This is a genomic window from Legionella bozemanae (assembly GCF_001648595.1).
Classification (GTDB): Bacteria; Pseudomonadota; Gammaproteobacteria; order Legionellales; family Legionellaceae; genus Legionella; species Legionella bozemanae.
Genome location: NZ_LBAW01000026.1, coordinates 11916 through 35012, shown reverse-complemented (window position 1 = coordinate 35012; position 23097 = coordinate 11916). Strand labels below are relative to the sequence as shown.

Genomic DNA, 23097 nt, shown 5'->3' with positions numbered 1-23097 from the left:
GTGCGAATTTTAATTTTGAAGCTTATCTTTTTCTTGTTCAAGCCACTCCAAAAAAGCTTCACGATCTGATTTAGACAAGTTAAAAAATTTATTTTTAATTGTTTCAATAGGCTGTTGTTGTTTTCTAGGAACTTTGACCCAAGCGTCGTTTATATTTATTTTTCCTTGTATCACGTTTTCATAGGCGAGGGGATCTTTCTTTTTTAGCTTCAAAAGTTGGCCATCAACAGATCTCGAACGAGAGGGTAAATATGTAATAGTGTTTTCCTGATACAAATTAGGATTCGTATTATCTTGCTCCCTAAGATCATTATTCAAATTTTTAATAGAAATTTTATTTTCCTTTGCATACACTCTGACACAGTTATCCACCATACTAAGCACATCACCCCAATGAGCTACATGCTGCGTATTTATATCCATAGCAGACCGCAATAACCACAGCATTTCATTGTTAGTAATACCCAAGCCGTCTGATGATTTATCAAGGGCATATTCCCCAAAATTTTTATAGGGGTTATTTCTTTTTTTCCAAACTTCCCGCTCAATGATCTGTGATATTACAGAGGGAAGATTCTGAAAAATCAGTTGATTAAATTCACTTATATACTGATTCGCTTGAACATGTAGTTCTTCATCAGAAAGGACTGGCTTCTCTTCATTTGATATTTCTTCTGATTGCATTGTAAATCCAGATGTTGATCAACTACTAAATAGTTATCTTAAGCTGATAAGCTTATTAAACTCAATATCCCAAAATAGCGTGTTGCTTCATTGGAGCTAATAAATAAAAAGCTTGACCCTTTGTAATCTTATTGTAACTATGTGTAAAAAGGAGCTGATTTATAGGAGATTGGTTGATGCTTAGAATGAATTCTTTGAAGGCAGTATTTCAGTCTAGGATTTTTTTACTGTTTGTATTTGTTACTGCCTCTGCCAATGCCTCTGAGCCTCTAATTTACATGCGACCAAACGAAACGCCGATGTTCACTGAATTGTACCAACGTTATGGCCTACTCAACCCTCCAGCGGTACATGTTTTTGACAGTGCTGTTTATCTGGGGCAACCTGGTGAAAAAAGCCTACTCATCCCTTCAAGCGTAGCTTTTTTTAATGAAATAGATCAAACGCTTCGCGCTTATCATGCACGCATTGGTAATAAGGAATTGTTTTTTGATCCGCGTGAAACAAACTATGCCTTTTGTCCATCGAATGGATCACTGCAAATTATTTTTGCCCTAGTTTATGCTATCGCTGCAACAGAACCACAAAAACGCTTCCTTTTTGTTGAAAAGATCCCTTTTTATTCATTCCATGAGCACGCAGTGACTTTTCGACCCTATCCAAATGCACGATTTCAAGGCTTTAACGATCCGAGTGAAGTGAAGCCAAAACCTGATGAAACCGTGGTTGAATTTGTAACCTCACCCAATAATCCTGACGGCACATTTCGCAAGCCCTATACGCAAGCAGACATCATCATTGCTGATTTAGTCTTTTCTTCACCATCCTATGGTAGTGATGGTACGGGATATATTAAAGACAATATTGCTTGGCTTACTAAAGCAAGGAATGAGGGCAAACATGTTCTGGCGTTTAATTCTGTTTCCAAAGCACTTGGAAAACCGGGATATCGCCTTGGTTATATGTGGTTTCCTATGAGTGATTCATATGCTGCCAGTATTTTTCATAATTTCTTTTCCTATACCTGGAAGTTAACAACAGGAGAAAGCACACCCGGTGTTGCTGACGCGTTGAATCTTATGTCTGCTCTGGTCGCACTTCCTGATGCAGGACAAGCCCTTCGCACCGATGCCTTTCATACTATTGTAAAGCGGCATAACATGGTCAAAACAGAGATACTTAAGCGTTATCCTGGAACAGAAGTCATAAGCATTCCAGGCAGTCCTACTTTTTTTGCAAAGCTCAATAGCCCAGACATTGCAAAAATGACTGGCGAGGAGGTTCTGCTGAAAGATCTTAATGTTGCAGTGGATAATGGTAACGCGATGGGTGCTACAGATGCCTTCATTCGCATTAACTTATGTGGCTATAGTGGCGATCTTGCGGAGTTTTTGAATCGCCTCGCCCAAGCTAAAAAATATAATGCAAATGAGCTGCTGGTATCATCAGCAAATCATTGCAAGCACAGGACGATTCACAGTAGTGAAAACAGCCAGTATGTCGCTAATCTTGATGATTGTGTTATCGATGTTGATGCAAAAGACGCAAACGTTGACATCTTATTGCCGCAATTTATTAACTATCAACAAAGCAATTTAATTTCCATTAAAAAGATTGATAATTCGAATCATTCAGTTACCGTGCGGGCAAATCAATTAACGAAATCACTTAAGGATAAAAACGAACAGTTACAAATACAGTGGACGCAACCCTTTTTCCTTAATGGTCAGTGGCACATTGCACATTCATAACTTGGCTGTGTTCGTTGAGCTTTTGGATTGTCCTTGCAATTACTTTTAACCTACTAGCTTATGCCCTTTCTTGCGATGGAAGCCTTAGTCCCATTGTTTTTGGCTGTGGGGAATCAAGCAGCTTTTTTTCACTGTTAGGAATGACAGTGTTTTTTTTTATAAAACTTCTTAAAATAAGTCTTTACAAAATAATTAATTGGATTTTTTTAGGATGAAAATCGAATTCTTACAAATTATAAATATATAAATAATAGAGTCCATTATGCGATTGATAGATAATCAGTATGAAACATTAACTTCTTCCGAAGATAGAATGAGGTTCCGCGCAGAGCTTTGGAAATTAACTAGCATTGCCAGAAAAAATGAATTAGAAAAACAAAATCCATCCTCGTTGAACAATTTGGTATTAAGCATCGAGAGTATTTTAACTAACAAAAATCTTGATGAAAAACAAAGCAATAGATTTAAAGAGATTTTAGTAGATGTTCGTTCCATCTTATTTAAAAATCAAGAAAATAGGACGGTAGCATATGATGTCTTGTTAAAAGACTTAAATGGTAAGGGAAATTTTTCCTTAGGTGTGAAAAGCCTCTTACCTAAAGATGATGAACCTTACTTTGAGTTATTTTTTCCACCCTGTTTAAATAAAGCGATAAATAGTGCATTAAAGCCCTATATATATTGGTGTGAGGAATTTATGACATTCGCTATGCGTAATGACATTGTTTATCTGAATAAAGCTTCTATTTTGGGCAATGAGGACTTAATAAATGATGCGCTAAAAAAGGCTATTTTAAGCCACAAACTAGAAATAATCGAATCACTTAAACGAAATATATCTTCACAACTCGACCGATGCCAATCAGACAGTTCTCGTCAAAATGATACCAACTTAAAGATGTGGGCTAACGATGCTCAACTTAAAATAAAAGAACTGGATGATGCAGCTCAGGATCCTGCTGCAACTGTTAGCAATATATTGGATATGATTAATTTAACATCTGAATTTAGTAGTAAAGTTGATGGAGCCATCGAAAAATTTAAAAAGATAAAATCAACAAAAGAAAAATTGTCGCAATTAGAAAAGAGTGAGGGTATAAATAATAGTTCATTACCAGCAAAAATAGGGATATTTGGAAATTCTTTACCTCAAACTAAAGAAGTAAGTATCCCTAGAAGTTTTGAATGCCCAATCACTGGGGAATTGATGAATGAACCTGTAATCTTATTGCTGGATGAACAAACTTATGAAAAATCTGCGGTTTTAAAATGGTTACAGAAAGAAAGAAATGCACCAATGAATCGCAAAGAATTGAAACCTAATCAGCGACCTGAGGATGTAATTATCCCTAATAGAACTCTTGCTAGTGCTATTGACGAATTTAAACAGGAGCATCCGGAGTTTACTCATAATATAAAAATTTAAGGCTTTTGTGATTATTTTTACGATAGTTGAATTTCTTTATGTTTGAGTCCTTGTACTGCTCGCGATCGCTCCAAGATATTAAAAAAGAGTTCTACGGAAGAACTTCTGCAAGATAGATTGGATCGTTCGACTCAATATTATAGGAGTTTTCGATAGATTGGTTGTTGGTCAAGATTACCTCCTACTTGCTCTTTACTGCAAAAATAGGTCGAATATTTGACTAAAAGCTCAATCATTTATACTATCATCGATTTTTTGGAGAATAAAATGGAGCAATATGCATTTTTTAAAAGAAAAGCAATAAAGGCTGCAGTTACTGTGGCTTTTGGAGTGGCTGCCATGACTGCATTTTATGCAGCATACACCAATATGTTTGCTGAACAACAAAATCAAACTCCTGGCTTTGAATTTTAATTGCTCTTTTCTATTTTATACTTAGAGCAAGTTGGGTCGTTCGACCCAACAAATTCATTCGTTGAAAAAAATCAGAGTATTTTTTTATCACTCAATGGACTTTTCCTTATAAAATAAGCAGAATTGATTTAGGGAATTCAGTATGAGAAGGGCAAAGGATATGCCAAAAAACTATAAATTCCATGATGATGATAATTCTGAGGAATCGTGTTACGAAAGTGAAGGAGAAACAGAATATTATCCAGAAAAAAACATTGGTTCAGGAACATACGCCAAAGCAAGAAAATTTCAATCCGCTGATGGTCAAAGATCATGTGCAGTACTTAAGCCTAGGGATCAAGATGATATTGGTTTTAAAGAAGTTTATAATAAATATCAATTTTTCAAGACTCTTTACCCTACACAAAATATTGAATTAATAGAACAAGAGAATACTTATCGCCTGGTGCTTCCTTATATTGTTGGCATACCCTATGAGAAGTTGCATTTTACTAATCAAATGCAACAGATAAAACTTTTTATTTCTGCAATTGAAGCATTAAAAGATTGTCATAATAAGGGATATATTGTTCTGGATTTAAAAGCAGATAATATCCATTATGACATAAACTCTGGTAAAAGTTATTTACTTGATGGTGGTATTTCCGTAAAGAAAGATGAGCTACTCGATCCTGATATCTTTGCTGTAGACTCTAATGAAGATCGGATGTCAAAAAAAAAGAAATATACGCAAATTGCACCCGAATGCTGGTCGAAAACGCCGATATCTGCCCAAAAAAGCATGGATGTTTACGCTCTAGGCTCTATGATGCAATCTGTATTAAAGCCATCTTCGGATATCAATCGTCTGATTCAACTATGTCTAGCCCCCAAGCCAGAACATAGGCCCACTTTGCATACACTGGAAAAACAACTTCGAAAATTATTACTTCGCCCAAGAAATCAGCAAAACCCATCCCCTGCAAAATACTCAAGTAATGCAAAAAGCAATTATGCCTATTCTTTGAAAATACTAGCAGAACAAGGTATTGTGCCCACAAAAAGACAATATAAAAGGCTTAGAAGAAATAATAAAATTCCAAAAGCTATTGTTGATTTTAATAATGCATGTGCCCAGATCCATGAGCACCACAATACAATAAAAAATATTTATTTTAATATTTATAAAAGAGAAACTCTAACCCTAATGCTCCGGGGGGCTGTCGAATTTAAGAAAGAATATCCCACCATTGAGAAAAGGGCTCTTATCTTTATTAATACTCAATTGTTTAAAAAATTCACAGAAACTCAGGCCGTTAAAATTTTAACTACACTAAACAGCTCCCAAGCAGAATTAGCTACAACACTTACCGTGAGTAAATCGAGAAACAGCATTTTCAACGCCCCTAAAAAAATACCTGAAAATGACGAAGCAAGTTGGTGGGGCAAGCGAACCAACCTATTCGCGAAGAGCTATTTGGTTCCATAAAGTGGCATGTCCCAAATAGGGCTTCGACATGGCCCGACCTTGCTAAACCGTTGTGCTCCTATTTTTTTAATTCTTGTTCTTTTAATTAGAAGGAATAGGCAAACATTAAAAATAATCAGTCAATAATTTTAACTTCCTTCCTCCTACAATTAACTTAGAAATTGACTATTCTAATAGACGAATATTAGGACTTGAAAAAACAGGAGTTCTTAATGAAAACGATTGGTTATGCCGCACACTCATCAGAATCTAAGCTAGTACCTTTCCATTTTGAAAGACGTGATCTTCGCCCTAATGATGTGGCAATTGAAATTCTTTACTGTGGAATTTGCCACTCGGATCTTCATCAGGTTAAGAATGATTGGGGATTCAGCCAGTACCCAATGGTACCTGGTCATGAAATTGTTGGCAAAGTTATTGAGATTGGTCCAAATGTTACTAAATACAAAGTTGGGGATAATGTTGCAATCGGTTGTATGGTCGATAGTTGCCATAAATGCAACCAATGTCAAAAAGGTGAAGAACAATTTTGCCGGGAAGGAAGCGTTCAAACCTACAACGTCCCGGATAGAATTTCAGGCAATATAACGTATGGTGGTTACTCAAAACATATTGTTGCTCATGAAAATTTCGTACTTTCTGTGCCTGATATGCTGGATATCAGCCGTGCCGCACCGATTCTTTGTGCAGGAATTACTACCTTTTCTCCTTTACGCAATTATAACGTCGGCCCCAATAGTCGCGTTGGTGTTATCGGCCTGGGTGGTTTGGGGCATATGGCGGTAAAACTTGCAAAAGCCATGGGTGCATCGGTAACCGTACTTACCCATTCGGCAGCAAAACAGACATCAGCGCTTTCATTAGGGGCTGATCATGTCTTGATTTCAAGCAATGATGAGGCAATGACTCAAGCAGAGAATTCGCTCGATGTCATCATCAACACCATCCCCGTCAAGCATGATATTACCCCTTATATACCACTTCTCGATGTCAAAGGTACTCTTGTCATCGTAGGACAGGTTGGCCCTCTAGAAGAACCAAATACCATGCCAATGATTTTTGGTAATCGTAGCGTAGCGGGGTCTTTAATTGGCGGGATTAGGCAAACACAGGAGGTTCTAAATTTCTGTGCTGAACACAATATTCACCCCGAGTGCGAAATTATTCGAATGAATGAGATTAATGATGCTTTTGAACGTTTGGAAAAAGGCGAAGTGCCCCATCGAATTGTCATCGATATGGCAACACTTCAACTCGAATAATCCCCGCGCACTTAACGGTTAAAAAGACACGAGGATGCATGGGATAGGAAGAAAAGGTGATGATTATGACTAAATTTAGTGAAAAAGTGGCTTTTATTACCGGAGCAGGTACAGGCATAGGCCGAGCAGCAGCCCTTGCATTCGCCCGCGAAGGCGCTAAAGTTATCGCAACTGGACTATCTGATAAAAACGTGCAGGAAACAGCAAATCTTGTTAAAAAATCGGGAGGCACAGCACTTCCAATCAATTGCGATGTTACCAATGAGGAGGAGATCATAAGTGCCCTTGATCAAACAATTAAAACATTTGGGCGATTGGACTTTGCCTTTAATAATGCAGGCATTGAACAGCCCCTAAAACCAGTGATTGATATTACACTTAAAGAGTGGGACCAACTACTAGCTGTCAATCTAAAAGGTGTATTTCTCTGTATGAAACATCAAATTCCGCTGCTGTTAAAACAAGGTGGCGGCGTTATTGTCAATACATCATCAGGTGCCGGAGTCAAAGGATTTCGGGGACAAGCTGCCTATGCAGCAACCAAACACGGTTTGATTGGCCTAACTAAATCAGCAGCACTCGATTACGCCGATGCAAATATTCGCATTAATGCCGTCTGCCCTGGCATTATTGAAACGCCTATGATGGATCGCTTTACCGAAGGTACAAATGAGGGAAGACAACGAGTTATCGCTCAGGAACCTGTTGGACGAATGGGAAAACCCGAGGAGATAGCTGAAACGGTTATCTGGTTATGCTCGGATGCCGGGGCATTTACTGTTGGAGCTGCTATAGTAGTTGATGGTGGACAAACGATCTGAATCGTTTATCATGATATTTGAGGTAAATAGTATGTCAAAAGTAAACAATGTTACAAAGTTCCCCACTGCGGGAAATCAGGATGATTTTCCCGACGAAGAGGATTTATATAAACTTGCAAAACTTTTAGAAAAATATGCCCCTCATGATGATCGATTTGATTTAAACGTTGAAGGACTGCATGTTTTTAGGGCCTCAAAAACAACACATGAAAAAACCTATAGCCTGGCTCAACCGGGAATGTGCATTGTTGCTCAAGGAACAAAATCCGTTTCGCTGACTAATAATTATTTTAATTATGACCATTCCAACATGGTAGTGTATGCTGCTGAGGTTCCTCTCAACGTAAAAGTTGTTGAGGCCAGCAAAGAAAAACCCTATCTTTGCTTAGTCATTCCAATTGACCCGCATAAAATGGCTGAACTGATTTTAAAAATTTTCCCTCATGGTGTCCCCAAAAAATCGGATGTTCGTCCAATTTATGTTGGGAAGAGTAACCCAAATATTGTGAAATCAGCCATTCGTTTAATGGAAATCATTCTTAATCAAGAGGATGTAGATCTACTCGTTCCATTGGTAATCGATGAAATTCTGATCCGATTATTACGCAGTCCAATTGGAGCATCAATTGCGCAAATTGGTATATTAGACTCTAATACCTATAAAGTTTCAAAAGCAATTTCTTGGCTTAAGAGCCATTACAATCAAGCTGCAAAAATAGAAGATCTGGCAAAAATCGCCGGTATGAGCCTGTCTCCCTTTCATACCTATTTTAAGAAACTAACACTAATGAGTCCTCTTCAATATCAGAAAACTTTACGATTAGAGGAAGCGCGCAACCTTTTAGTTGCTAGAATCATGGATGTAACCAATACCAGCTTTCATGTAGGGTATTCGAGTGTATCTCAATTCAGTCGCGAATATAGTCGTTATTTTGGCAAATCACCTATTCAAGATTTAGCCAAATCCCACTGATACATCAAACAAAGGTAAAAAACAATCTATACTACAATCAAAGGATTAAAAACATGCGAATGGGTATAAGAAAGGTAATTATATGTCGTTTTTTCGCTTCTTAAACAGGCTCAATCATTTGGTTAATCGAACCTCTGAGAAGAATTATAGGTCAATAACTCCACGTGAATTAACATTACATCATATTCGAGATTTCGAAGAGCAATTTCAAAAAAATCGAGAAGCAATCCGCTATTCCAAAGAAATACTGCAAGACCTGATCAATAAAAGGCTGAGAGCATTATTACTTCATGCCAAATCAAAATCTCCTTGGTATAAAAAAACACTCGCAAAAATCAATGTAGAGAACTTCACCAAAGAGCGATTAGATGAGCTTCCTACTATAAATAAAACCATCCTAATGGAAAATTGGGATGCAATTGTCACCAATCCTAAGCTTTCATTAGCCTTAGTTGAAAAGCATATGAGACAAAAAAATGATCGACTTGACACATTGTATCTATTCTCCAATTATCATGTCGTGGCAACTGGAGGAAGCAGTGGGAAACGGGGTATATTTATTTATGATTGGGATGAATGGATTACCTTTCACACTGCATTCATCCGCTTCCCACTCTACAATAATGAACGCACACACATTGTAACGACAAAACTAAATGCAAATTCAAAAACGGTAAGCCTGTTTGTAACAAATACGGCTATTGCCGCCTACTCTTTAGCAAAAACTTTTTGGCTGCATAATGAAAATACGTATTTTCTGCCTATGGCTGTAACCCCTTTAAACGTAGTTATTACTCGTCTCAATCAAATTCTTCCTGAAGTCATAACCGCCGCTCCTTCATACATTCACAAAGTATGTCAATTAGTTCAAAAAGGACAAATAAAAATCGAACCTAAGATTCTTTTTCTTGGCGGAGAACCCCTTTTTGAACAAACCTTAGCCTTAATCAAAGAAACTTGGCCTAAAGTGGATATTTTTAATATATTTGGCTGTACCGAGGGGATGGCCGGCTTAAATTGCCGGGCGAATACGGATGAGATGCACTTGAATGATGATCAATGTATTATTGAGCCTCTGGACGAACAAAATCGCCCTGTTGATAAAGGAATTATGGCAACCAAAGTGTATATCACTAATTTATATAATTATACTTTGCCGCTAATCCGCTATGAAAACTCGGACGAAATTTTATTTTTAAATAAAACCTGTGATTGCGGCATCCATTATCAGCTTATAAAAGCACCTAAAGGCCGACCTGGATGTGACTTTACTTATCCTGGCAATATTTTTGTGCATCATTCGCTTTTTTTAGGAGCGCTTTTGCCAGAAAAAAATATTCAGGAATATCAGGTCGAACAAACAATAGATGGAGCTAACATTAAGATTGTAACCAATGGTTTTGTAAACAAACGCCAATTGCAAGAGAAGATACGCTTACGGTTAAGCAACGTAGGTTTTCCTGATGCCAAAGTAACGATTCTTGAGGTGCCTGAAATTATCTATTTGTATTCAGGTAAGCTGAATCGTTTTATCCCCTTGAAGTCGAATTCGGGTATTGAATCATCAGGCTAAGTTAAGAAAAAAACTCCCTCACCTACACCCTGCCGCTTGATACGGAGTGACCACTTATTCATCATAGCTATGCATAACCAGGTGTGTATTACTTCCTCCCGCGCCATAGCTAGAAACTCCAGCTAAATAGTGTTTTTTAATTGTGGGAAAATCTTGAAATTCAGTGGCAATATATAGGGGCGAATCGTCCAACATAAAATCTGGATTCGGAGTTTCGAAATTAATTGAAGGAACAATAGCTTTATTTTGGAGCATAAGTACCGTTTTAATGATTGAAGCCATACCGGATACTATACCCGTATGGCCCAGATTACTTATTACCGAGCTTAGTGGACAACGATGAGTTTTTGTAACATCTTTGAACGCTTTTTTTAGGGCATATATTTCTGTTGCATCGCCTAATTTGGTTGAAGCGCCATGGGCTGCAATATAATCAAGATCACCTGGCTCAATCCCAGCATTTTTCCAAGCCGACTGCAAGCAAGTATATTGGCCATGAATCCCTGGTGCCATAAATCCTTCTTTTGAAGAATTACCATCATTATTCATAGCGGCTCCGATAATAACCGCATGGATTTGATCATTATCTGCAATTGCATCTTCAAGCCGTTTTAAAACAACCAACCCAGCACCACTGGAGTATAAAGTGCCGCATGCTGAAGCATCAAAAGAATGACAATGACCGTCAGAGGAAAATAAGCCATTCTCTTCATAAATATATCCAATTTCTTGAGGTAAATCGATTAAGCACGCACCTGCAATTGCCATATCACATAAATGACCATTTAACTCGCGACAACTTTGAATCACAGCAGTTAAAGAAGACGAGCACGCGGTATATAAATCAATGGAGCTTCCTTGAAATCCAAATTGATAAGAAATATAGGGGGCGATTACTTTTGAATAATACCTTTCTATCGCTTTTTGGGTATCAATCGCTTGGTAATAGGCTGCGCCCAAGAAATGAGAGGCGGGTTGATTATTTGCCCCAATATAAACAGACGTATTTTTGATGAAGTTATTTGAGTTGTTTGCCTGACTTCTCATGGTACTCAAAGCACGATAAGTTAGATGGGACATCACTTTGCCTTGAACGCCTAATAATTCAAAATTTTTGGTGGTACTTGCAAACGGAGGAGTATCAAACGATTCTAAGTCATCTAATATTCCCCTATATGGTTTATAATAAGGGGCATCGATTAACTGCTCTGAAATGCCCGACCGCTGTAATTGCTCTGCAGAAAATTTACTAACCGCTTCGTTACCAAACCTTAAGAGATCCCAATATTCCTCAAGATCATTGGCTCCAGGCAATTTTACAGCCATACCCACAATAGCAACTTTGTTTGAGTGGTTATTTACATTCATAATTAAAAGGACCCTGCTTTACTCTTTGGTATATTTTAAATATAGGTTATTTTTTTTATTTGAATTAAATAACAACCCAATTGAGTATTTTTATTTCATGATGTTATTTAGGCTAAATGAAACTCAATAGTTTCTCTTTATCTATTTTTCCATTTTCTTTTATTGGCAATGCGCTTAACCATATATAATGCTCCGGCACCATGTACTCTGGGAGCCTGTTTTTTAAAAACAATTTAAGCTCAGCATTACTAGGTTTTATTTGTTGGTTATTAGCAATTAAGAACACAACCATTCGATGATCAAGAAAATCCACTTTCTCGCAGACTACAACTGCATCCTGAATGTTGGGATGCGCTAATAAATGATAGTGTATTTCTCCTAATTCAATACGGATACCATGTAATTTTACTTGATCATCCTTACGGCCCAAAAATAATAATTCATGCTCTTTATTCCAACGTACTATATCTCCAGTACAATACATTTTTTCTCCAGGCAAGTAAGGATTGTCTATGAACGATGCCTGAGTAAGCGCTGGATTATTTAAATAACCTTGAGCTAATCCAATTCCGGAAATGAACAGTTCTCCGGGTTCGAAACCGGTTGAATCAAGTCGCTCATCTAACACAAAAAATTGAATATTCTGGATGGGCTTTCCAATTGGAATAGTCCGATAACATTTGTGCTTTTCACAAATAAAATAAGAAACATCTATTGTGGCCTCTGTAGGTCCATATAAATTGACTAATAATGTTTTTTGATCTTGAAACAGCTTATTAAATAGATTAACACTTCGCGCATCAAGCACCTCTCCACTTGAAAAGACATACTTTAACGAGCTTAAGCGAGTTATCGAAAAATCTTCTTTAATATAACTTAAAAAGATACGTAATATGGAGGGTACAAAATGAATGACGCTGAGCTGATATTGCTCAATCATATGAATAAATAACTTAATATCATGTTCTTTTTGGGGCGGCAAGAGAGCTACTCCAGCACCCGCAATAGCCCACCAACAGGTCTCCCACACAGAGACGTCAAAACAAATATGTGTTTTATGAAATACTACGTCATGGCGTTGTAAGGGAAAGGTATTTTGCATCCATAGAATTCGATTAACGAGGGCTTGATGTGAAATCATGACCCCTTTGGGTTTGCCTGTAGTACCTGAAGTATACATCACATAAGCTAAATCGTGTTTTCCTCGGCGCAAGTTTAAATTATGGCATTCTTCATGGCTCACATTGTCACGAATACTTAATACGTGCAGATTATCCTTATCATCTAATAATCCGGATTTTTCTGCCAATAATAAACTCTCATCAACGATGAGAAATTTGATTTGACTGTCTTCAAGTATGGTTTGATTTCTCATTACAGGAGCCAGGGGATCTATTGGTAAATAGGCTCCTCCTGCCTTTAATACTGCAAAAATTGCCACGAGCATTTCAAAAGAACGCATGAGTTGAATGCCAACAATTCCATTTAATGGCAGCCCTTTTCTTTGCAGATATCGTGCATATTGATTGACTTGTTTATTAAATGCATCATACGAAATGTGCCGATCTTCCAGATAAATTGCCGTATTTTCCGGTTTTTTCTTTACTTGCTCTTCGAATAAGGAGCAAATTGTTGGGTACTGTTCAGAGGATCTCATTGTATAAAAATACCCTTTTTAATTGATGCAAAGCTTCGAAATGAGAATCTCGTGCATTTGTGAGGTCCCCTCGATAATCTCCATTACCTTGGCATCTCTATAATATCGTTCAACAGGATAAGCGTCATCAAAACCCGCTGCACCAAATATTTGCACTGCATGATTCGATACAAAAACAACCATTTTAGAGGCAACATATTTTGCTACTAAGGTTTCAGCAATGTATGCCGGATTTTTTTGTTGTCTCAGTTCTCCTGCATAAAAACACAATTCTCGGGCAGCTTTAACTTGCACCACCATTTCAGCTATCATTTTTTGAATTAACTGATGCTCATCTAATGGACGATCGAATTGTCTTCTTTCTTGGGCATAGCCACGAGCCGCATCCAGGCATGCTTGTCCTAAACCAACACATCCACACGCTGTTGTATAGCGTCCTTCATCTAAAGCAGTTTGGGCCACATAGGCTAAACCCATACCAATACTCCCCAATAGATTTGTTTTAGGGATGCGGCAATTATCAAAAAAAATTTCTGCCAACATATTAGAACGTAAACCTAAAAAATTAGACATTGGTGAAATAGTTACGCCTGGCGTGTCCTTTTCAACTAAAATCACAGTAGGCTGTCCTTGACAGTTTGCTAAAACTAGAAACAAATCCGCTATTTGTCCTAAAGTGATGTATTTTTTACTCCCTTTTAGAATCAATTCATCACCTTTATCCAACAACTGAGTTTCAACGTGTTCCAAATCACTACCAATATTAGATTCAGTGAATGCGAATGCAGCTAAAATTTTCCCTGATGCAATCTGGGGTAACCAGGTTTGCTTCTGCACTTTTGAACCAAACTGTATGAGTGACTTATTCACCATGCCCAATACAGTTAAAATATTTGCCAAGGAACAAAGCTCTTTAGCAAACGATTCATGCATGATCCCAATGGTCAATTCATCCCATTGCTGCCCGCCAAATTGTTTAGGAATGCAAGCGCCTAAAAAACCATTTTGGGCTAACGTATAAAAAAAATCGCGCGGGATATTTTGTTCTTTATCAAAAGTTGGCGCTTGCGTGTGAAGACAATTTTCGATGAATTGATTAAAAAATCGCTGTTGCTTCACATATCGAGGTTGATAATTTGGCAAAATTCCTCTCCTTAGAGTTTGTACCATTTTACTATCTTGGCCAACTCGCTCCCCTACTTCCCGCGGCTTATCCGGGGGAGCCAGAAATTTCGCTCTGTGCCTGAATCTGTGGATCCCGCGGACAAGCCGCGGGAAGTAGGAATGGCGTGCAAACAAACCCTATTCATATTGATAAAATCCTTTTTTCGTTTTCTGTCCAAGAAGCCCTGCATCAACCATATTTTTTAATAACCAGCATGGCCGGTACTTTGGATCGTTTAGCGCTGAATATATGGATTCTAAAGAATAGAGAACCGTATCCAATCCAATTAAATCTGCTGTATGCAGCGGCCCCATTTTATGCCCAAAACATTGTTTAAATAGAATATCAATGTCTTCAATTGATGCAATGTTTTCCTGTACCATAAAAATGGCTTCATTAATAAAAATCATCATTGCCCGATTACTTACAAAGCCAGCAGAGTCCTTTACAACAATCATTTTTTTATGCACTTGCTCAAGTAGCACCCTGGTGCTTTCTATTGTCAATTCATCCGTGTGATATCCCTTTATCACTTCTACCATAGGCATCATTGGTGCCGGGTTCATAAAGTGTACCCCTATAACACGTTGAGGATACTCAACAAGCGATGCTATTTTCGTAATGGATATGGAAGAAGTATTTACCCCGAAAATACAGGTTGAACTGCATTGTTCATTGAATACTTGGTATAACGCTTTCTTCTGTTCCCAATTTTCAGGGATATTTTCAATAATGTATTCAGAGTGCTGGAGTTCATCTAGTTTTGTTGTAAAAGAAATGGATGCCAATATTGTTTCAATAGAATGGTTTGATGGTAAATTCTGGGTTAATGCCAGATAGTGCAAATTTTTAGCTATTGTGTTTCTTGCTTTATCTAATTGCGATTGGCGATTATCAATTAAGGTGACATAAAATCCGCATTGCGCAAAAAGTTGTGCAATACCTGAACCCATTGTTCCTGCGCCAAGAAGAGTCAGTTTTTTTTGTTTCATGTCGTGTCCATTCCGCATGCATTATACAGCCAAAACTTTATCTCGGTTATCCATATTGAATTATAGTTTACTCGAAATAAAACCAGCAATGGCATCAATACTCGTTAACTGATTTGGCTCAAACTCACCGACCTCAAGATCAATTTTATATTTCTTCTCGATAAAAACTAATAATTGAATGAAAAATAAAGAATGCATGGCACCTGTATCAAAAATATTATCCGAATAGCCAATATCCTTAATTCTAAAAGAATTAAGTAAAAATTGTTTTACTTCTTTTTTTATGTGCTGAATTTCCATCGGATCTTCCTGTTTGGCTTCTACTATGAATGCCTGTGCTTGGATAGGCCCTTTTAATTCTGAATTATGGGACGAATATTACACTGCCCTCGCTGTAGTTCCCCCATCCTTTTCCCCGCTCCCCCTACAAAAGTCCGGACATTCACGATCACTTATTACATTGATGATTTTTACACGCCTCTAATTTAAATATAGTAGAAGTACTTTAAATTGTTGGATCGAATGACTCAACCTACTCACTCCTCAATGCATTTTATTCATATTGGAAGCGCTTTATCTGATTGTATGGGCGATGGCTGCCTTTTGCTGAAATAAAATGCTACTATGGCGCCAACTATAAAACAACATGAACTAAAAGTGGGGATCTTGCAATGAAAAATGCTGCTGAGATGCTAGTCGAATATTTAGAGTATGTATCCGATGCTCTGAAAAATACACCAGTAGACGATAAAGATGTAGGTGAACTGTTAAATAAATTAAATGGAAGATTATTTTTTACACCGTCTCTGGGAAATGTTCAGATAAAAGAACCCACGGAATTATTAGAAATATTATGTGAGGACAAAGTACTCGAATCATTTGGTAAACTCTTCGATCAATGGAAACCTCGAGTGAATGAAGCGAATCTAAGTTATACCAAAGCAACATTTTATAAATTTTTTTTCGAGCCTATGAAACAGAGTGAAGCATGGAATAGCTTTTGGGAAAAACAAGTTCAATTAATAGTAAAGCGGGTTATGTCTGAAAATGGTGCGGCCACAGAAGAAGATGTAAGCAAAGAAATCCAAAAAGTACACGATCAAATCGCCAGTGCCATTATTTATAGAATACAACAAAGTTGGCTTAACATACAAAACAATAGAATTACCAATGAATTCACCCAGACAGACACTGAATCTGTACGTGCTGAACTATTAGTAAGAAGGAACCTCTTGACTACTAAAGTAGCGGTGTTTGCTACGGTAATTAATAATGCCTGGAATACTCTAGAACATTTTTTAGGTTCGGAGAGTAACCCCGAAAAGGGAACTATCTATTTTGATTTTAATGATGAAATGAGAACCTTGGCAACTAGCTTAGAAATACGAAGTTCCCAAATAGGACAAATGAAAAAAGGATCCAAAGAAAAAGAAGAGGCAATAAGTAAATTAGCTGCCGCTATTCATAGTGCAAGACAAGGAAAAGGATACCGTAATCTTGGTGAAGAAGTGAATGAAGGAAAACTTCAAAATGCACTGCGGGTTTTTGTTATTAAACTAATGGCTGATACTTCGAAGAAAGGTAAGTCGGTAATTGAAAGTGCAGCAAGAGGAATATTAGAGGATATCAAAAATAATCTTATGCGCCCCCTTGATGTGGTTAATTTCCCAGAATATTTAAGTACCATACACTTGTTAAATACTATAGAAGATAAAAATATCAAGAAAATGTGTAAAGACTTATTAACTGTATGCGCTACCCAAAAGGACAAAGTAAAATTATATGATAAATCTGAAGAGGACGAACGCCCTCTTTCTTATAATATAGGGCGTGATCGAACTGAGACTATTTCAGAACCAACATACAGCCCAACTCATTCCCCGCGTCTAACTCCTCGACATACAATGGAGCAAACACCAAGCAAAGAAAAAACATCCAGTCTATTCGAACGATTCTTTGGGAAAAAATTAGTGGAGCAGAATAGACCTGTTCTTAAAAAGAATAATTCATTTATGCTCCCTGAAGGGATAAAAGATAAAGAGATAAGAAATCTAAAAAGAACTAAAACATCTTTTTTTAAGACTCATGATGATAAGGAAAATCAAATGCCTCCCCCACTATCCAGTTTAAGCACAGGATTTGATTAAGGGCAGTGCAGTATAGCTAGCATAAGTCGCGCGATTTAGCCCAGCCTTGTGTCTTGAAAATATGATTTAATAAAGTCTTATTATCGTCGTACGGTAATAAAAAAGAGAAGCGGCAGGTCGTCCCAGCCATGGGTTACGAACCCGAAGCGTAGCTTGATCGCCGCTTCATTCCCTTAAACAAACTCGAACAGTTGCCAGGGATCACGGATCCCGTACCTACAAGGCAGAGTGATTAAAGGATCTTTATTATCATGTTTCAAGAAGAAAAAATCTATATTGGGATTGATGTATCAAAAGCACATCTGGATGTATTTATACTTCCAAAAAGAAAATACATGCAATTTAGCAATGGCAGGTATTCAAAAGCTACTTGCTAAAGTAAAGTTATTCCCCAATACACTGATTGTTTTGGAGTCTACAGGAGGATATGAAGTTTCAGTGAGCAATGCACTTAGCAAAGTGAATCTTAATGTGTGCGTTATTAATCCACGACAAATAAGGGATTTTGCGAAAGCATCTGGACGATTAGCCAAGACAGATAAAGTTGATGCAGAAATAATTGCACTATTTGCCAGTAAGATGGAGCCTGAACCCAATGTTATTTATAACGAAAAACAACAGGCTATGGCTGCAAATAATGCGCGTAGAAGACAATTGATCGATATGATTATTGCTGAGAAAAACCGGTTAGATAAAGCCACTTCTGAACAAGCAGAGTCTATTCAACGTATCGTGGAAGTTTTAGAAAAAGAATTAGAACGCATTGAGGCGATTCAAAAACAATTTGTTTGTCACGATGAAACCTTGAAGGAAAAGAAAAAAATATTAACCAGTATTAAAGGAATAGGTGAAGTAACCGCAATGGCTATGCTATGCGAACTTCCAGAGTTAGGTGCATTAAACACGAAGCAAGTCGCGTCTTTAGCAGAATTAGCTCCTTTTAATCGTGATAGTGGCACATTAAAAGGAAAGCGAACTATTTGGGGAGGTAGAGCTTCCGTGCGAATTGCTCTTTATATGCCTACTCTTGTTGCTATTAAGCACAATCCTCAATTACGAGCGTTCTATCAACGATTATGTGAGGCAGGAAAAGCTAAAATGGCCGCTTTAATTGCTTGTATGCGCAAATTACTCATCATAATGAATGCCATGATTAAGAAAAAACAATGCTGGACGTTTGAACCGATTCAACCGTCTTGAATTTTATTTCAAGACAGTTGCTATGCAGGCTTATTTTACGTCAGAAGAATCCCAAGAAAAAGGGTAAAACCATCTGCAATTTTAAGTTGAACAACTAAAATTTTCTTGTATGATTTGATTCGCTTCTGTTTCGTTACCTAAATCAGAATCCCCAGTAAAACCAGCCATAATGACGCGTAATTCCCTAGGCATGGCCTCGCTAAAAAGAATAACTAAAATCAAATCGGATATTTTCGGAGTCTTTTATGAAGGGGCACACTATCCGTTTTTAAACTGCCATGTCCATGATTTACAAAGCAATCATACAGGTCTATACAATTTTAAAAGGGCTAAATTAAAAACATTTTAACATGAATATTGCGACATCCTTTATTAAGGAAAATAATTAAAACAAGAGAATTAGCAAAACTCCGTATTTTCCAGTATAAGTATTATTAAAAACAGGTGCAAAGGCATTCTGCAATTGGTTTCATTGCACCAAAATCGTTTGAGAATAAGTTGAGAAGTTCGTATAGAAAAGTCTATTCAATCGGGGTTTAGATCACAAGCGTAAGGCGCGCCGCAGGAACGGGCCTTACGGACACCCCTTTAGAAATCGGAGTTTTGATGAAACAAAATGTCTCCCATCTGCCAAGAGAACTCAGCCGTATGGTTTCCTGGTCCCTTACTCGTTTAGGGAAAGCCATTGCAGAAGTCTATGGAAAAGAAACATATGAACGAATTGAGCAAATTCGGCTATCCATGCAAGACACAATTGGGAGTGAACCGTCTGTACTGAAAAATGCGCTTCTTAGTCTGCACGTTGAGCTTTCCAAGCTTGATAGAAATCAACTTTATCAAATTGCCCATGGGTTTTCTCTCATCATGGAACTCATTAATGCCTGTGAAAGTGCCTACCGTATTTTTCGTATCAACCAAAGAGAAGAAAAAGTCTACTCTGACAGGCCTCAGGGAATTCATTATGTCTTAACAGCGCATCCAACAGAAGCTCGTACCAATGAATTTTTAACGCTGTTTAAAACAATTCGTGACTATCTTGTCGAGACTCTAAAATCCCCCTATCTGCTGAATGAATCTCATCTTGATCAAATGCTTAAAATCTCGCTGCAGATTAATATTTCCTATCAAAAAAAACCAAGTGTAGAAGATGAAGCTCACTACATCTATCAATATGCACTCGATCCACTCAACATCAAACTTTATCATTCCCTTTTAAGCAAAGGCATTCCCATTCAATTACGTACTTGGGTAGGAGGCGATAAAGACGGGCACTCTGGTGTTAATGAAAAAATTATGATTAAAAGTCTTGAGCTTTCTCGATCCTTTTTTATTGCCTATATCCAGGAATACCTAAAAGAAGTACTAGAAATTATCAAACTCTCAACCGCATTAAATAAAAACAAAGCATTGGCAAATCAGATCAAACAGCTTATTAAAAAAGGGCACGATCTTAAGAAAATACAACCAAGGGATCATGAAAGAATCTCTGCATTCCAAAAAGAATTAACCGGGCTACAAACAAATGTCCTAAAGTTTTTAAAATTCAGACCCGAACAATTTGCCATAATTGCCACCATTTTTCAGCTCTATCCCGCTCTAGTCATACCTCTAGAGCTCCGGGAAGATTCAGCTGTTGTAAAAGAGAGTCTAACCAGCATCAAAAAAACAACCATCATCAGAATGCTTGAGCGCGTCTATTCTATAACCCATGGGACTGATCCCAAAAACTATATACGAGGTTTTATCCTCAGCATGGTTGAATCTGCTGAGGATATAAAAAATGGAATTAACCTTGTGAAACAAGTTTTTAGAAGCTATGCCCTACCTGTTGTGCCCTTGTTTGAAAATCAACGTGCTCTTACCAGTGCTGATACTATTTTAAATAATTCAATCACAGAAGACATTAGACAAAAGCATCTTCACCAATGGGATGGGAACTATGAAGTCATGTTAGGCTATTCCGACTCGTCTAAAGAAAATGGCGTATTACCTTCTCGACTCATGATTGCGAAAAGCTTAAGAAGTATTCAATCTACGCTCGAAAATAAGAACCTTAGGCCCATCTTTTTTCATGGATCAGGCGGCAGTATTGAGCGAGGGGGTGGGGATATCAAAGAACAAATCGCTTCCTGGTCCAAGGAAATGATGGCTAATTATAAAGTGACTGTCCAGGGAGAAATGGTCGCAAGACTCTTTGGTTCAAGCTCCATACTCAAAAGCCAGATTGACAAACTCCTTGATATCTACTCACAAAAAGATAAAAACACAGACGATGATTATCCTGAGGAACTGCTATTATTTTCTACAAAGGTCAGCCAGAAATATAAGACGCTTATTCAAAGCGAATGGTTTTGGTCCACAATTGAACAAGCTTCGCCCTATCATTTTTTAACAGAGCTGAAGATTGGCTCTCGTCCGACCAAACGAAAATCAGGGTCAGATCAAAGAAAGCTGCGGGCCATCCCATGGATCCTATGCTGGACGCAAACACGACTTCTTTTCCCCACTTGGTGGGGGGTTGGTTCCACTTGGTTAGAGCTGGATGATCTTGGAAAAAATAGGCTTCAAGGTCTCTACAAGGAAAATGCTCTTTTTGCGTCCTTCGTAAAACAATTAGGCGTAACCCTTTCTAAAGTATACCTCCCCATCTGGGAACAGTACTTGTACCAGTTGACTGGCTCCAAGGAGTCTCTCGAGCCTTTTCAAGCAGAACTCGAGTCAACCATCCTATTCTTCTATCAAATAACAGGTGAGAAAAATTTTTGTTTTCATCAACCCTGGCTTGGGGAAAGTATTCAATTAAGATCAACCCTAATTCATCCTTTGAATCTCATACAGATTGAGGCCATGAAAAGGAAGGATTTACCTCTTTTAAGGAAAACTGTCACAGGCATTTCTTGTGGTATGTTGACAACAGGATAGGGATATAAATAGTGTTGGGTCAAGATGACTCAACCTAAAACCCAGCTTTATTTTTTGGGCATTTAATTGACAACATCAATTTTAAAGGTACTATAACAGATTTTGGATGGCTAGCTCTTAATATCTCTAGTCTTTACAAGGAGTAATTCACATGTATTCCCATATAGAGCCACATAATAATTACGATGAGTCTATAGCGAGTGCTTATAATATATTGTTCCTACTAGCCGGTCTTGCTGTAGCGACGTATGCCATTGCACGATTCGCTGAGTCTAACAATCAACTTAACTATGAAAATCGTTTTGCCCGTATAATAGCCGGTCTTTTGTTGCTTATGACCCGAATAATGCACACAAAAAGTGGTGATTTAGAGATTACTAACGCACCAACAGAAAATAAACTCATTGCAGTAGGCCCGCATCGAACGGGCTGGGAAGCAATTGTCGTTGCCTCAAAAATGAAGGGCACGCCCCCTCAATTTTTCGCCACAACTGCTTTTAATTCTATACCTGGTGTTTCCTCTTTTCTGAAGATGTTTAAAACGATACCGGTCGAAGCAACTGCAACTAAAAGTGGTAATGGGCGCTCTGCTAATGCTGGCGCGTTAGAACAAGCGAGTAAAGCACTGAGTGAACATGGCTGTGTCGCACTATTCCCTCAAGGTAATTTTGCACGATTAGATCAAGAACCTCCTAGAGTCTACACCGGGGTAGCCAAGCTTGCATTGATGAATAAAACACCCATTCATGTTCTTAGGCTTGATGGTTTCTGGAGTTTACAAAATCCAATCATTCCTGTATTTGTTCGCAATAGTGCTTATTATCGTGCATTTTTGTCCTGGTTCCATATGAATAATGTACGCACCACATTATGTTGTGTGATTGATTTTCACTTAAAGCCTGAGAGTGAGGACCTAAGTGAAGAGAAAAAAATTGAGGAGATATGTGCTCAACTTTATGCTTACTATAATCATACGCAAGAACTTACTCCGAAACAAATTAATACTATTACAACAGAAATATCTAAAAAAACTCATCTCCTAATTTGGAAAAATAAAGTGGAACAAGATGAATTAAGAAAGCAACTCTCAAATTTAAAGAAAGAAGAAGTGAAATTGAAAGAACCCACTTTAGAATCAATGAAATTAAGTTCAATATAGCAAGCATAGGATTGAGTAATTATGAGTCGATAATTTTAAAATCTCATTTACACATCCAATTCATCGATACCTCTGATTTAATATGGTGATTGTGTTTAAATGGTTGGGCAAAATG

The 23097-nt window shown here is 37.6% G+C and carries 17 protein-coding genes and 1 pseudogene; 12 read left to right on the top strand and 6 right to left on the bottom strand.

The features are described 5' to 3' along the window. Positions 1 to 9 precede the first annotated feature (9 nt). Positions 10 to 684 (bottom strand): hypothetical protein, encoded by a 675-nt coding sequence (locus A8O27_RS15470; RefSeq protein WP_058457913.1) that lies wholly within the window; start codon positions 682 to 684, stop codon positions 10 to 12. A gap of 299 nt (positions 685 to 983) precedes the next feature. On the opposite strand from A8O27_RS15470, the gene A8O27_RS15465 reads away from it, so the two are divergent. The 8 genes from A8O27_RS15465 (at position 984) to A8O27_RS15435 (ending at position 10372) form a co-directional block, all read left to right on the top strand. Then, on the top strand, positions 984 to 2435 hold the full coding sequence (locus A8O27_RS15465; RefSeq protein ID WP_160116268.1) for an aminotransferase class I/II-fold pyridoxal phosphate-dependent enzyme: 1452 nt from the start codon (positions 984 to 986) through the stop codon (positions 2433 to 2435). Between the two features lie 262 nt (positions 2436 to 2697). Next, positions 2698 to 3861, top strand: coding sequence for a U-box domain-containing protein (locus A8O27_RS15460; RefSeq protein ID WP_058457911.1), 1164 nt, complete (start codon positions 2698 to 2700; stop codon positions 3859 to 3861). A 267-nt stretch (positions 3862 to 4128) separates the two neighbouring features. Beyond that, the gene (locus A8O27_RS18815) at positions 4129 to 4275 is read left to right on the top strand and encodes a hypothetical protein (RefSeq protein WP_154669251.1); all 147 of its coding nucleotides are present in this window, start codon (positions 4129 to 4131) and stop codon (positions 4273 to 4275) included. Positions 4276 to 4435: 160 nt separating this feature from the next. Beyond that, entirely contained in the window at positions 4436 to 5743 is a 1308-nt protein-coding gene (locus A8O27_RS15455; protein ID WP_160116267.1) for a protein kinase domain-containing protein, read from the top strand. Positions 5744 to 5955: 212 nt separating this feature from the next. Beyond that, positions 5956 to 7005, top strand: a complete 1050-nt coding sequence (locus tag A8O27_RS15450) for an NAD(P)-dependent alcohol dehydrogenase (RefSeq protein WP_058457909.1) — start codon at positions 5956 to 5958, stop codon at positions 7003 to 7005. Between the two features lie 65 nt (positions 7006 to 7070). After that, positions 7071 to 7826: an SDR family oxidoreductase gene (locus tag A8O27_RS15445; protein ID WP_058457908.1), complete on the top strand. Its 756-nt coding sequence runs from the start codon at positions 7071 to 7073 to the stop codon at positions 7824 to 7826. 31 nt (positions 7827 to 7857) lie between these two features. Further along, the gene (locus tag A8O27_RS15440) at positions 7858 to 8799 is read left to right on the top strand and encodes an AraC family transcriptional regulator (RefSeq protein WP_058458094.1); all 942 of its coding nucleotides are present in this window, start codon (positions 7858 to 7860) and stop codon (positions 8797 to 8799) included. Between the two features lie 82 nt (positions 8800 to 8881). Next, positions 8882 to 10372 carry a phenylacetate--CoA ligase family protein gene (locus tag A8O27_RS15435; protein WP_058457907.1) on the top strand — a complete coding sequence of 497 codons (1491 nt, stop codon included), beginning with the start codon at positions 8882 to 8884 and terminating at the stop codon, positions 10370 to 10372. Between the two features lie 54 nt (positions 10373 to 10426). On the opposite strand, the gene A8O27_RS15430 is transcribed toward A8O27_RS15435, so the two are convergent. The 5 genes from A8O27_RS15430 to A8O27_RS15410 form a co-directional block, all read right to left on the bottom strand. After that, on the bottom strand, positions 10427 to 11740 hold the full coding sequence (locus tag A8O27_RS15430; protein ID WP_058457906.1) for a beta-ketoacyl synthase N-terminal-like domain-containing protein: 1314 nt from the start codon (positions 11738 to 11740) through the stop codon (positions 10427 to 10429). Positions 11741 to 11852: 112 nt separating this feature from the next. After that, positions 11853 to 13397 (bottom strand): amino acid adenylation domain-containing protein, encoded by a 1545-nt coding sequence (locus tag A8O27_RS15425; protein ID WP_058457905.1) that lies wholly within the window; start codon positions 13395 to 13397, stop codon positions 11853 to 11855. Positions 13398 to 13415: 18 nt separating this feature from the next. Further along, positions 13416 to 14540, bottom strand: a complete 1125-nt coding sequence (locus tag A8O27_RS15420; RefSeq protein WP_058457904.1) for an acyl-CoA dehydrogenase family protein — start codon at positions 14538 to 14540, stop codon at positions 13416 to 13418. 159 nt (positions 14541 to 14699) lie between these two features. Then, the gene (locus tag A8O27_RS15415; protein WP_058457903.1) at positions 14700 to 15554 is read right to left on the bottom strand and encodes a 3-hydroxyacyl-CoA dehydrogenase family protein; all 855 of its coding nucleotides are present in this window, start codon (positions 15552 to 15554) and stop codon (positions 14700 to 14702) included. Positions 15555 to 15614: 60 nt separating this feature from the next. After that, on the bottom strand, positions 15615 to 15854 hold the full coding sequence (locus tag A8O27_RS15410; RefSeq protein ID WP_058457902.1) for an acyl carrier protein: 240 nt from the start codon (positions 15852 to 15854) through the stop codon (positions 15615 to 15617). Positions 15855 to 16225: 371 nt separating this feature from the next. On the opposite strand from A8O27_RS15410, the gene A8O27_RS15405 reads away from it, so the two are divergent. The 4 genes and pseudogenes from A8O27_RS15405 to A8O27_RS15390 all read left to right on the top strand — a co-directional run bounded on the left by A8O27_RS15405 (position 16226) and on the right by A8O27_RS15390 (position 22982). After that, positions 16226 to 17701 carry a hypothetical protein gene (locus A8O27_RS15405; protein ID WP_058457901.1) on the top strand — a complete coding sequence of 492 codons (1476 nt, stop codon included), beginning with the start codon at positions 16226 to 16228 and terminating at the stop codon, positions 17699 to 17701. Between the two features lie 251 nt (positions 17702 to 17952). Next, positions 17953 to 18901, top strand: a pseudogene (locus A8O27_RS15400) (IS110 family RNA-guided transposase). A gap of 606 nt (positions 18902 to 19507) precedes the next feature. Beyond that, positions 19508 to 21823 (top strand): phosphoenolpyruvate carboxylase, encoded by a 2316-nt coding sequence (locus A8O27_RS15395; protein WP_058457899.1) that lies wholly within the window; start codon positions 19508 to 19510, stop codon positions 21821 to 21823. A gap of 151 nt (positions 21824 to 21974) precedes the next feature. Beyond that, complete coding sequence (locus tag A8O27_RS15390; RefSeq protein ID WP_058457898.1) at positions 21975 to 22982, top strand: lysophospholipid acyltransferase family protein; 1008 nt, start codon at positions 21975 to 21977, stop codon at positions 22980 to 22982. Positions 22983 to 23097 lie beyond the last annotated feature (115 nt).